At 54.3% G+C, this 12,753-nt stretch carries 9 protein-coding genes and 3 pseudogenes; 5 read left to right on the forward strand and 7 right to left on the reverse strand.

The window, feature by feature from the left end; translation table 11 throughout:
• Positions 1-351 (forward strand): annotated as a pseudogene (locus BM321_RS13960) (transposase); the annotation flags it as partial.
• A gap of 103 nt (positions 352-454) precedes the next feature.
• Here the strand turns inward: BM321_RS13960 and BM321_RS13965 are convergent.
• The gene (locus tag BM321_RS13965) at positions 455-904 is read right to left on the reverse strand and encodes a PACE efflux transporter (RefSeq protein WP_092442877.1); all 450 of its coding nucleotides are present in this window, start codon (positions 902-904) and stop codon (positions 455-457) included.
• Positions 905-1,009: 105 nt separating this feature from the next.
• Between BM321_RS13965 and BM321_RS13970 the strand changes: the two genes are divergently transcribed.
• Positions 1,010-1,894 carry a LysR substrate-binding domain-containing protein gene (locus tag BM321_RS13970; protein ID WP_092442878.1) on the forward strand — a complete coding sequence of 295 codons (885 nt, stop codon included), beginning with the start codon at positions 1,010-1,012 and terminating at the stop codon, positions 1,892-1,894.
• A 147-nt stretch (positions 1,895-2,041) separates the two neighbouring features.
• Here BM321_RS13970 and BM321_RS13975 read toward each other — a convergent pair whose 3' ends face one another.
• A complete protein-coding gene (locus BM321_RS13975) occupies positions 2,042-2,254 on the reverse strand; it encodes a hypothetical protein (protein ID WP_060741458.1) in 213 nt (70 codons plus the stop codon).
• Positions 2,255-2,549: 295 nt separating this feature from the next.
• On the opposite strand from BM321_RS13975, the gene BM321_RS13980 reads away from it, so the two are divergent.
• The gene (locus tag BM321_RS13980; protein ID WP_092442879.1) at positions 2,550-2,888 is read left to right on the forward strand and encodes a YceK/YidQ family lipoprotein; all 339 of its coding nucleotides are present in this window, start codon (positions 2,550-2,552) and stop codon (positions 2,886-2,888) included.
• A gap of 380 nt (positions 2,889-3,268) precedes the next feature.
• On the opposite strand, the gene BM321_RS13990 is transcribed toward BM321_RS13980, so the two are convergent.
• The 5 genes and pseudogenes from BM321_RS13990 to BM321_RS31300 form a co-directional block, all read right to left on the reverse strand.
• Positions 3,269-4,081: a hypothetical protein gene (locus tag BM321_RS13990; protein WP_175534925.1), complete on the reverse strand. Its 813-nt coding sequence runs from the start codon at positions 4,079-4,081 to the stop codon at positions 3,269-3,271.
• Positions 4,082-5,299: 1,218 nt separating this feature from the next.
• Positions 5,300-7,867 carry a valine--tRNA ligase gene (gene valS / locus BM321_RS14000; protein ID WP_092442882.1) on the reverse strand — a complete coding sequence of 856 codons (2,568 nt, stop codon included), beginning with the start codon at positions 7,865-7,867 and terminating at the stop codon, positions 5,300-5,302.
• Positions 7,833-8,306, reverse strand: a pseudogene (locus tag BM321_RS14005) (transposase); the annotation flags it as partial. The pseudogene BM321_RS14005 and the gene valS, both read right to left, overlap by 35 nt.
• 872 nt (positions 8,307-9,178) lie before the next feature.
• Entirely contained in the window at positions 9,179-10,243 is a 1,065-nt protein-coding gene (locus tag BM321_RS14010; RefSeq protein ID WP_371856625.1) for a methyl-accepting chemotaxis protein, read from the reverse strand.
• 225 nt (positions 10,244-10,468) lie between these two features.
• A pseudogene (locus BM321_RS31300) lies at positions 10,469-10,744 on the reverse strand (PAS domain-containing protein); the annotation flags it as partial.
• 1,079 nt (positions 10,745-11,823) lie between these two features.
• Between BM321_RS31300 and BM321_RS14025 the strand changes: the two are divergent.
• Together BM321_RS14025 and BM321_RS14030 are read left to right on the forward strand one after the other, a co-directional pair.
• On the forward strand, positions 11,824-12,111 hold the full coding sequence (locus tag BM321_RS14025) for a type II toxin-antitoxin system Phd/YefM family antitoxin (RefSeq protein ID WP_092442885.1): 288 nt from the start codon (positions 11,824-11,826) through the stop codon (positions 12,109-12,111).
• Positions 12,101-12,418, forward strand: a complete 318-nt coding sequence (locus BM321_RS14030) for a type II toxin-antitoxin system RelE family toxin (protein ID WP_092442886.1) — start codon at positions 12,101-12,103, stop codon at positions 12,416-12,418. Before BM321_RS14025 ends, BM321_RS14030 begins: the two co-directional genes overlap by 11 nt.
• Positions 12,419-12,753: the final 335 nt, after the last annotated feature.

Genomic DNA, 12,753 nt, shown 5'->3' on the forward strand with positions numbered 1-12,753 from the left:
AGGCGGTAAAGCACCGTCGGACAGAGCAGCCGTTGGTGCATCACTCAGATAGAGGTATCCAATATTGCTCGGGGATGTACCAAGCGCTGCACGCGAAATACGGTATTCGATGTTCAATGACGGACGGCTATGACTGCTACCAAAACGCCTTGGCAGAGCGGGTCAACGGGATACTAAAGACAGAGCTTATGCTCCAGCGACCGCAGGGTTTGCTGCAAGCGAAGAAGATGGTGAGTGAGTCGATATCGATCTATAACGGCGAGCGACCTCACCTGTCTTTGAAATACAAAACGCCCGATGCGGTGCATCGGGCGTTAGGGTGAAACAGGTGTAAACCTATTTCAGGACTAGACACTGGCACTATTAGCCGCTCGAAAGACCAGAAGGGACAGCCAAGCAAGTGCCTGCCTGGATTCCCGTTAACGTTCCGCCCGTACAAATTCATACCACTGACTCAGCGGGCGCTAGAGACAGAACCCTGATCAGCCTGCGCCGAAAGCGGAACATCGAACACTCGATCGAACACCCATTGAAAAACCAGCGCGTAAAAAAAGAAAAACACGAACAACCCCAGGTTGGTCACCAGCGCCAGCCACAGGCTGATGCCCAACCATGCGCCAATCACCGGAGTGAGGATCAACGTCAAGCCGCCTTCAAATCCCAGGGAGTGAATCAGTCGTCGCTTCCAGTTGCGATGACGGCTGGGTTGGCGTCGCTCCCACCACTCGAACAGGCCGTTGAAAAGCATGTTCCAGGCCAGCGCAACGGCAGAAATCACCAGCGACAGCAGGGTTGAATACCCCATCCCTTGTTCGTAGGTCAGCGCGAGCGCCGGGGCCACGAACAGCACACCGCCGGCTTCGTAGAGGATGGCCTGGAGGATTTTACGGGGAGTGCCTTGCATCGGTGGGCTCCTGAGCCGGGTTGGAAGACCACAGCCTGGCAAGTTGAGCCTCCGCGCACAATTGAGCTAAATTGAGCCACGCTCAACCTGAGTAACCTGCCTGCCATGTTCGCCAAACTGCCCCTCACCGCCTTGCGCGGCTTCGAGTCCGCCGCACGGCTGGGCAGCTTCAAGGCGGCGGCTCAGGAACTGAACGTCAGCCCGGCGGCGATCTCCCACCAAGTCAAAAGCCTTGAAGCCTTCCTTGGCGTGCGCCTGTTCGATCGCTCCAGTCAAAACGTGCGCCTGAGCGCCGACGGCGAGCGCCTTCACCCATACATGCACCGCGCCCTGCTCGATATCCAGCAGGGCCTGCAGATACTGTCGCCGACGTGTGCCGCGCAGTCCCTGGTGGTGAGCACAACGCCGGCGTTCGCCAGCCTGTGGCTGATACCTCGGCTCGGGGACTTTCATCGGTTGCACCCGGAGATCGACGTCAGGCTGCACAGCAGCAACGACGTGGTGGACCTGCGACGAGACGCCTGCATCGACCTGGCGATCCGCGCCCTGTTCAAGCCGGACCCACAGCTGTTCGAACAGCCTTTATTGGATGAGTACTTTGGCGTTTATTGCCGCCCCGGTTGGCAACCACCCGCGGCGGGCTCGCCTGTTGAACTGATCGACGTGCCATGGCTGAGCAGCGCGAACGTCGCAGTCGACTGGCCTGCATGGTGTGCCAAGGCCGGTACCCTCGGCTGGCTGGAGCGCGCGCGTTTGCGGCGCTATGACGAAGAACAGCATGCCCTGCAAGCGGCGATCGCCGGGCACGGGCTGGTGCTCGCCAGCAATGTGCTGGTTGCTGAGGCTGTTGCGCGTGGGGAGCTGGTTGATTATCGCCCTGAGGTTCGCTTGGCGGGTGCGCGGTATACCGTGGTGTGCGTGCCGGGGCGGGAGCGGCAAGTGGAGGTGCGGGCTTTTAGTGAGTGGTTGCTGGGGCGGAGTATTGGTTGAATCAGGTGTTCTTGAACAACCTGAATCAACCAATATGTGCCCTGTCTGGTTCAGGTATCTGCCTCTCGGATGACAGGACGCTCGGCGCTGCATGACACCTGAGCGGTTCTCCGGAAAGTGGATGACGGACCACGATTTCGAGTTCATCTAAGAAAGAGGTGGATCCGCCGCGAAATCCGTAGGGATATTGAGAAAGGAATGCCAAGCATCCACAGCGTCATGATGCCGCTGGGCGGCATCCTCCCAAAAAGGACCAGATACCTCTTTCGCAGAAACCAGCATCATCATTTTTATCGTTGCGGCATCCAGCTCTTTGAGAAGCTCATGGGATGTGGCCCTGAATTCTTCGAACGACGTCATTCCCTTTACCTCGGGCGGTGCTCACCGCCATTGAGGAATAAACACTCCTCGATGAATGGAGTCCCCCGGGCGGCAGTAATTCAAAAGGGTCAGACCACCGGTAAATTCATTGCGAGGCGATGCTCACCGCTTGCAGGGTCTCCACTCATTGGGCAAGAATCGAATGAGGATCATCGAGACCACTTGCACTGGATGCAACCACTGTGTGAAGCCGGAGACATCCCAGTAAGCGCCGTCTTAAAGCGCAATGTCACGGTTTCGGCTAATCTTTGATTTTTGGCAAGGAGCCAATCTAATGAATTTCAGAACCGTTTGGGCGTTTCTCGTAGCCACGTCAGTTTCAGGCTGTGGAACCATCAATACCACCTTCCGCGACGACATCATCGCAAGCAACAAGCTGGCCCGTTGGAACTCGCACTGCGACTTGGTGCCAAGAATCTATAGCGGTGCTATTTTTGATTACTGCACGCTTGATGCTGAACCTCGTCAAAGCACCGGCTTCGACGGACAGCCCTCCGCATCGCTCATTGCGCTGGATATGGGGCTGTCTGGGCTCGCTGACACGCTTGTTTTGCCCTACACGATTTACTTACAAAACAAGCACGGGGATATCAAAAAGGCGATTGTTGAATAGCTGTCCTTTGACAGATATCGCACTTGTAAGCATTTAATCGTCCCGGGCTTAACTGGCTCCGCTTTTCATAAAAGGTCCAACGCAGAAAAAATCTGTCCCCCTTCCCCCTCACGAAATCAGCCCTCATACATGCACTTATGGACAAGTAATGGCCTTTCGAGACTGCTTCTTGGTCCACAGAAGACGACCGTTGATTCTTCCATCGGACCAAGACTCGGTAACCAGAGCGCAATTGCCGCTCAGGTTCTCAACAAACGTCCTTGGATAACCTTCAGGCCTATCTCCACCCAGACGCATCCAATTTGGATCTGGCGAGGTCACGGATTGATAAGGCATGCAGGCTACCAGTGGGACCAGCGAGAGTGCCAAAACTACCTTTTTCATATAAGTCTCAATACATTTAGCAACAGGCTAGATGCCATCTTCCGTGAAGGCGCCCAATGAGGGCCGGGCAAAAAACGCGGAGTGTAGATTGATCGGATGCTTTCCCAGCGTGAGCCAGGATGAGGACTTGCTGCAAGTGTCGCTATACAACCCACCTCAATCGGCGGAAACCAGAAAGCTGGGGATAGACCGCAATTTGAGTTCACGTGTAATCGGACCGCCTCATGATCGTGGTCGGCCCCTGTTTTCCTTGCATCCGCAGCCCGCAAGACCATTGTCGCGAGCGATGATGATGAAGTGGGGAAAGACTTAGATTTTAACTCATGCTCACTTTCCAACCCACTGTAATGCCCCGCTGGTGATGCTCGCTCCCTGCGGACTCGGCCAGTAAAGAAGGCACGGAAACGGCGCAAAGGGTTTAAATTGGACCAGGCCATATCCAAGCGTGCCTGCACCATCTCATTTTTTGCCTGGACGATCTGCCCCGCCAAACTTAGCGCCCTCCTTTTGAACTCCCTGTGAAGCGCCTGCTCCTCAGTCTCGTTTCCCAGTGGCTCAACCTTCATCTCGGAAAATGTGAAAAGCGTTTTGTCGCTAAGCACGTAAAACGTGCCGCGACATTTTTGTATATTGCCCTGAAAGATAAAATCGACCGAACAGAACGCATGGTCGTCCATGTCTATGTAGTACAGCGGCTCACCCAGGAGATTTCGAACTTTTCCGTCCTGATGAATCCGGCCCAAGGGCGCCCCATCGCTACCATTGCCTTTGAAAACCAGGTAGCGACCGTTCGTATAGTTGTACGGCATTAGCGCTCCCAGTTTGCCGATTCGCTGCATCCATGACCCTTCCCCGCCACGCTATCAGAGAAAAAGATAGATGCCTTGCGCTTTTGAGTCTGTCGCAAATCTTATGCGATCAATAGGCGCCTGCATTTATTCCGTTAGCATCAGCGCTGCTGCGAGTTCTAAAGATAATTATCTTCTGGTGCTTCGTGCTTAGCACTTGAAAAGTACATTGCACCGGGTACACCACCCTTCAACTGCGCTCCGGTTCATTGGAAAACGGAAGGGAGGATGACTTGTATCGGCAACCGTCAAAACCAGTGAGAATTTTATGAATCTACGCCGAAGCTCGTCGGCTGGAACGCTCATGCCTGCCCCATCGACTACTTGCCTAACCCCGCCCGACACCTTGCTGTCAACCCGTAGCCACTCACACTGCCAGCCTGTCACCCACGTGAGATCTCGAATCTGATAGTCGCCGGTGGCGCTTTGGCATTGAGCGAGTTTCTTGTTGGAAAGGTCAAAGACAAAAAACAGGGGGCTTGGATAGCCGAGCATCTGAGTATCGTCAAGGCTCAGACCTTCTTTCAGGTTGATGGATGCGACAAGTGCTTTTGCCCGTCTCTTGCGCCATATCAAGTAACCTATGGCGAGGCAAAAAATAGAGCAGGAAACCACGAAGAGCTGACGTCCTTCGACTGTAAGCTGATCGGGCCAAAACCGTACCACGCCCCACAAGAGTCCTATCGTCGCAAGCCCCGATACCCAAGCGGCGGGGATCACTATACTGTTAGCGAGATTAGCTCCGAGCGTCCTCGAACAGCTTTTCATCACTGTATCCTTATAGAAAAGCTCGCAGGTTATCACTCACAGAGCGCTAACTTATAAGACTTGACCCGCAATGCGTAGGTACGTGCCTTGGCAGGGCTTCGTTGGCTTGGTTGCGCTGGGAAGCTCACCGTTGGACGAGCGAAAAAACAGCCGCGTGCCGTCGGGCTTGAGCACTATTCGCAGCGGCGTACGTTTCGTTAGCCGATACCATCCGAGGAAAGCCACACCAGACGATCGCACAATCAGTGAAGCACGCTCGCTGATATCCCTGCCCAGTTGATATGCCCACCACATCATAACAAGGCTTGCGAGGATGATGCCCGGCCATTGCCTCCCAGGTAACGACTATAGACGTGCTCGCGAAGCGATCTCCTTGATCGCCCCGCGAATTGACTTACCCTTAAGTCTACGTCACTTCAGCCATACACCGACCTGCCGCTCAGTTCCCTCTATAAACACCAAAGCCTCAACCTGACCTGCTTCGATCAAGTCTTGGCGAACGCCTTTTATCATTTCAAGCTGCGCAGCAACGTCAACCAGTTCAACACGTGCTACCGAAGCCTTCATGGATTGGCGGGCATCGGATTTTGCTTTGCGAATCGCAGATAGCACGGCACTAACATTCATCAATAAGCTTTCAATAGACGCGTCAGGATAAGCCCCCCCTTGCGGCCAAGACGCATTGTGCACTGAGCCGCAATTCCAAGATTGCCAGACTTCCTCACACACAAATGGCAGAAATGGCGCAAACAGTCGCTGCTGCACGCTCAGTGCATGTGCAAAAGCATTACGGGCCGAATGGCCTTCTGGTCGATAGGCGCGACGCTTGACCAATTCGACGTAGTCATCGCAAAACCACCAGAAGAACCCTTCGATACGCGACAGCGCTGCACTATAGTCGTACGCCTCCAGCGCGAACGTAGCGTCCTGAACTACGCCGTCCAAGCGTTTAAGCATGGCCTGATCCAGCGGTTGGTCGATATCCCCGTTGTCATCCTTCGCAAAGCCTTGAACCAACCTTGATAGATTGAACAGCTTGACGGCCAAACGGCGGCCGATCTTCATCTGCTGTTCTTCAAAGGCTGTATCACTGCCGAGCCGCGCTGAGGCTGCCCAGTAGCGCACACCGTCACTTCCATACTGGTCGAGCAAGGCTTGAGGGGTTACCACGTTACCCTTGGATTTAGACATTTTCTTACGGTCGGGATCAAGGATCCACCCAGAGAGCGCGACATTACGCCATGGCACGCAACCATGTTCAAAATGGCTGCGTACCAATGTCGAAAATAGCCAAGTGCGTATTATGTCGTGACCTTGGGGCCTGAGATCCATGGGGTATATTTTGGCGAACAACCCGTCGTCCTCGCCCCAGCCTCCGACGATCTGAGGCGTCAGGGAACTGGTGGCCCAAGTATCCATGATGTCCTGTTCGCCAACAAAACCACTGGGTTGACCACGCTGCTCGGGTCGATACCCAGGCGGAGTATCCAGACTTGGATCAACGGGCAGGCTTTCCTCGCAGGCAATAATCGGCGCGCTGTAGTCCGCTTCGCCTTGTGCATCCAGCCTATACCAGAACGGAATCGGTACGCCGAATGTGCGCTGACGACTGATGAGCCAATCACCGTTCAAACCGCCTACCCAATGCTCGTAACGCCTGAGCATGTGCTGCGGATGCCAGTCCAGCGTCTGACCAGAGGCAAGCAACAAGTCCCGCAGGCTTGCGTCTCGTCCGCCATTACGCAAATACCATTGCCGAGTGGCGAGAATTTCCAAAGGCCGGTCGCCTTTCTCGAAAAACTTAACCGTGTGCTGAATCGGTCGGGGTTCATCTTGCATGGCGCCGCAGTCGAGCAACATCGACACAAGCTGTGTGCGAACCTGGGACAAATTACGGCCAGCCAAGCCTGCATAGGCCTGTTGGCTGCGGGGTGTCGTCAACCAGGAGGGCGTCTCAAGCAACAGGCGCCCATCTTTTCCTAGTATTGACCGCGTTGGCAACTGCAACTCCCGCCACCAAATCACATCGTTAAGATCGCCAAAGGTGCAGACCATCACCAAGCCGGTGCCCTTGTCAGGATCACCCAAAGGGTGTGCCAGCAGCGGTACGTCCAAGTCAAAAATCGGCGTGCGCACGGATTGTCCGAACCGCGCCTGATAACGAACGTCGTCCGGGTGAGCCACCAGCGCCACACATGCCATCAGTAGCTCAGGCCGAGTGGTAGCAACCCTCAATGCGGCGCCATCAGCCGTCTCAAAGCCGAGTTCGTGATACGCACCAGCGACCTCGCGCTCTTCAAGCTCTGCTTGAGCCACGGCTGTCTGGAACGTTACATCCCACAGGCATGGGGCTTCCTGGCTATAAAGTTCGCCACGCTGATAGTTACGAAGCAAAGCGCGCTGACTCGCCCGTTGGGAGCGCTCATCAATGGTGGCATATGAAAGGCTCCAATCAACGGACAAGCCCAGTTGCACGAAGAGTGCACGGAACGCTCGCTCATCAATGGTCGTCAGTTCGTGGCACAACTCGATGAAGTTGCGCCTACTGATGACAGTAAAGTCACCTCGCTTTAATGGAATGGGCTCAGGTGGCCTGAAATCAGGCTGATAAGCTGCCAGCGAGTCGCAACGTACGCCATAGAAATTCTCGACCCTGCGTTCGGTAGGCAAGCCGTTGTCGTCCCACCCCATGGGGTAGAACACAGCCTTACCTCGCATGCGCTGGAATCGAGCGATGATATCTGTGTGGGTATAGCTGAAGACATGACCGACATGCAACGAGCCTGAGGCCGTCGGCGGGGGTGTATCGATGGAGAACACAGCGTCGCGTTGGGCTGTGTGGTCAAAGGCGTATGTGCCTTCGAGCTGCCAACGTTGAGACCAGCGTGTTTCAAGGTTTTCGAGCGAGGGGGTGACAGTTTGATCGTTTAGAACTTCATCACGTTTAACGGTGACATAGCATCCTCCTGTTAATATCAAAGGGCACAACAGTGAGTGTGCGCCGGGTAAAATTTATATTGAATCGCCTTTGAAAAGTAAACCCCTTAATCGGCAGTAGCTCGGCGATGTCACTTGCACGCTGTGTTGGCAGTCGCGCCAGAACGTCTTTCAAGTAAGCATATGGGTCATGCCCGTTGAGCTTCGCCGGCTGGATCAGGCTCATCAGCACCGACGCGCGTTTGCCGCTGCGCAATGATCCTGCGAAGAGCCAATTCTTGCGTCCAAGAGCCCATGGCCGGATCTGTCGCTCGATGTGGTTGTTATCAATAGGCACCGCACCTGACAATGCTGGCCAGCGTTTCAGGCTGTAATCCAGAGCCTTGGCAATGGCCACGCCATCATGCATAAGCTCGCGCTGGGCGATCATCCAGGCGTGCAGCCTATCTATCACGGGAACGGCTTTTTCTTGCCGTATTCGTCACCGTAACTCTGGTTTCAGGTCGCGGTTCTCACCCAAGAGCTTCTGGCTCATGGCAACACGAACACGCGCCACTCCCTCTGACTGAGCAGGCTCTTCGTATGGAACCGAAGGTATTCCAGAGCAACCGGTAAGGGCTGCAGCAAAAAAGTTACGAAAGCGACAACCCGCATGACCATGTCCTTATGTACTCGATAAATCCAAAAAAAACCCGGCACTATGGCCGGGCTTTTTGTGCACGCCTACATACGCAGGAATGACAGGATGAACAGATGATGGCTTGTTGGCTCACCGGGAGTCAAACAGCTTTTATGTGGTCGCAGCAAACGTTAGGGACGCCCTGGCAACGCTCGATCAAAACGAGGCATTCATAAGGATGGCCCTGGCTGTTCTGATGACGATGGAGTGACATCCTGATCGTCTGACGCAGCTTTCGGAGGGATCCAATAGGCATCTCTCACCTCATCTAAAGCCTGCCATGGTTCAGCGCCGAACCTCTCATTTGGACAGCCCGACTCATGGCTAAACATGAGATTTCTGTCTAGCTCGGACTGCTCCATGCCGCAGCTTTTGCATTTCACGATCTGATTCTGAAGGGCCCATTTTTCGTGCCAGGAGATGAGCTTTTCGAGGGGTGTCATTTTCTAACATTCCGACAAAACCTGTACAAAATATAATTTATGTATAGGTTTTTGACTACCCCCCATCTCTTTATACATTGTGAAAATCGGCGATGAGCAGCTCGCAGTGGCCCACAACGGAGCCTGTTATCTGCAGAAGGAAGAGGCAGGTCTTGATGACCTGATAGGCGCCCTGCCAGGCACTTGAATTCAAGGCCCGCCATGGACGGGCTACTCACGAAAGTACGCCAGCTATCGATTAAAGCGCTCGACAAGCGAATATTGCGTTGACGCTGTCTTGGTCAACTCCTTGTTCAGATTTGCCGATTGGTTTGCTTGTTCAGAAGTTTGGTCGGCCAGGTGAGCGATCGTTGTGATGTTACGACTGATCTCTTCGGCGACGGCTGTTTGCTCCTCAGTGGCGGCTGCAATCTGTGTGGTCATGTCGGTGATGTGAGAGACGGCCTCGCTGATGCCCTGTAAAGCCTTGTCCGCCTCAAGCACCCAAGAAACGCCTTCCTGCGCTTGACGGTGACCGCTTTCCATTTTCTCCACTGCATTGTTGGATGACGTCTGGAGCTTGGTGATCAGGTCATGAATCTGGGTTGTTGATTGCGCAGTGCGCTGGGCTAATTGACGAACCTCATCAGCCACTACAGCGAACCCTCGGCCCATGTCGCCAGCACGCGCTGCTTCGATCGCGGCATTGAGTGCGAGCAGATTGGTCTGATCGGCAATGCCTTTGATCACATCGACAACCGTACTGATTTCGCTGCTGTCCTTGGCCAACTGGGCAACTGTCAAACTTGTTTCGCCTACAACGGTAGAGAGGCGCTCAATAGCCACACGGGTATCCCGAGCGACTTCACGGCCTCGACCGGTAAGGAGGTTCGCTTGTTGCGTGGCGTCAGCCGTCCTTTGAACATGGCTCGCAACTTCCTGGGTGGTCGCAGCCATTTGGTTGACCGCGGCAGAGACCTGCTCGGTTTCTAGGCGCTGACGGTCCAAACCTTTAGAGCTGTCAGTGGCGAGCACGTCAGATTGCTCAGCGAGCGCACTAAGTTGTTCGGCGGTGTCTTGCAGTCGAGTCAGGCAAGTCTTCAGGCGCGAAGTCTGACTGACGAAGGCTGCTTCTAAACGGGCTTGTGGTCCGCTCGCATCGCTATACATCTGGGCGATGAGTGAATCAGAGGTAGAGGGTTCAGCCATCTGCAACAGACGCAGAGTGCCTCGGCTCTGCCAGTGCGAAGAGAGCAATCCCACCGGCACTGCTATGGCTATGGTCAGGGCTATCGCCACAGATACGCTGAAGAACAATCCTAACGAGGAGCCAATCAAACCTATGGCGACATACGGCAAACAACCCATTAGAGCGGGCAGCCAGCGGTCTCGGCGAGGGGTTTCCGGCTTTCCCTGACCGATGCGCTTATAGAGGGATTCCGCGCGGCGGATCTGATCAGCTGTTGGTTTCACTCGAACCGATTCGAAGCCTACCACCTGGCTGCCTTCAAATATTGGTGTGACGTAGGCGTTGACCCAATAGTGATCGCCATTTCTGGAGCGGTTCTTAACAATACCCATCCATGGCCGGCCCTGCTTGAGAGCCGCCCACATGTGGGCGAAAACGGCAGGGGGAACGTCAGGATGACGGACAATATTTTGCGGAGCACCAATCAGATCGGCTCTCTCAAAGCCGCTGATCTCTACAAAGGCATCATTGCAGTACGTAATAACCCCCCGAACGTTTGTCGTCGAGATGAGCTTCTGCTGAGACGCGAGTGAAATCTCACGCTGTGTTACCGGCTGATTATTTCTCATTCCGATGGTTCCTTGATTCCTTGACTCCTTAAGAAGCCATCGGCCAATAAGTGAATAAACTGAATTTACTTATGAGAAAAATCATTGCGCCGCTGACTGACACCCCCCTAGCAATCGAGGTGTGCGCTGAATTAGCGTTCCGAGATGGGGGGTTGCAAATGACGGGAAGCAAAAAGGGGTTACCGTTCCCGGTGAAAACGCAGAAACGGGGACAATCCCTGAGGAACCCCCGAATTTTCTTACGAAAAATCAAGAAGTTGGAATATTGAAGAGACCTGCATGAGTCGGCAGCTTGTGCTGCACCACACAAAACAAGATCTTGCCCTATGCAGGCCATCCGATTCTTACACAGCGCGCTCGCTCAAGCACTTCCCGGTGTTCACTCTCGTCGCCTGAAAACGTTGATGTGTTGTGTCAGCGCATTGCTACGAGGACGTCGGCTCACTCTGACGTGGCTTGGTCGATTTTTACCGAGCAAAACCTATCCAAAACACACCATCAAACGAGTGGATCGGTTGCTGGTAATCGGCATCTGCAAACCGAGCGCCCGCTGTTTTACTCGGTCAGGCTGCGAGTCCTGTTGAGCTCGCTCAAGCACCCATACGGCATAGCTCTCGAGGGAAGACACGCATATTCCCTGGCGACCTCTGGGCGACCTGACACAATTATCTACTGCGATCACTCCAGATACTGGCCCCCACTAGGAATTGAGCTGTTCGAGACACACAAAGAGAGGCGCAGGACCTCGCGAATCAGCTCGCCGACAAGGACCTAGAAGATTAGGAGATCGCTAGGGCTGAGGGATACGACCTGCTCGCCCTCCTCGGCTTGGTCGACATCGTAGAGATCGGCGATGAGCAGATTGCGATGACTTACAAAGAAGCCAGCTATTTGGAGAAGGATAGAGCGAACTTCGAGGAGCTGGTCGCCGCCCTGCCGTCATCCTAAAACGAAACAGGCCGATACCAGGCTCACGCTTTCAGTGCATTGACCGGACTTGAGCGTGAAATCCAGATCCAGAGCGCTTGCCCCCCCAAAATAAAAAGACCAAAATAAAGGACTATATAGGAGTCTTATCTATGCAAAATATTCTGGCTGACGTGGCTGTCAGCGTATCTGAACTCAAGAAGAACCCGTCTTCCGTCTTGAGCAGCGCCAATGGGTTGCCCGTGGCCGTGCTGAACCACAACCGAGTCATGGGTTACATGGTCCCTGCCAACGTCTACGAGGCGATGGTTGAGCGCTTGGATGAACTGGAACTGGTGCATTTGGTCAAGTCACGACTCGACGCCAACGAAATACCTGTTCGAGTATCTCTCGACGATCTCATTGGCGAGGCCGAGGCAGATATCGCCAATGGCCGTTGAGTACGAAGTCGAGTGGGATCCGAAGGCGCTGAAAGAACTGCGAAAGCTCGACGGCACCATCCGCCTCCAGTTCTTGCGAAAGCTCCAGGAACGGCAAGCCGGGCCACGAGTGCCAGGCGATGCGCTTCACGGTATGAAGGATTGCTACAAGATCAAATTGCGCGGCGCCGGCTACCGACTTGTGTACCGCGTTGAGGATGAACGGATTGTCATCCTGGTGCTGGCCGTCGGCAAGCGGGAACGAAGCAGCGTCTACGATTCGGCCAAGAATCGGGGCTCCTCAGGGACAGACCACGATTGGAAATAACTTACTTGGCTCTCACAATCATGGCCGGTCCCGGTTTTCTCTATTTAGAAGGCTTGTGCACTGGCAGGGTTGGATGTTTCGGCTTATTTTCTGGGTTTACGTGGCGCCTTCTATCATCCTTACCATCGTCGCGCGCTGGTTTAGGTCCCGGTTTGATGTTGGTTAGCATGCATTTCCCCTTGTGTCCGCAAATTGATTTCGATGTGAAATAGAAAGACGGTTGCGGAGCATCTACCGCGCAACCTTTCTAAGCTTCGCAAAAAATACGTAGCGTCAATTTGCCGTGAGTCAATGCAACGAGCGAACAGGACACAGCTGCTTGAAGGACCGAACTC

It is taken from the genome of Pseudomonas sp. NFIX10, assembly GCF_900111955.1.
GTDB classification, from domain to species: domain Bacteria; phylum Pseudomonadota; class Gammaproteobacteria; order Pseudomonadales; family Pseudomonadaceae; genus Aquipseudomonas; species Aquipseudomonas fluorescens_AA.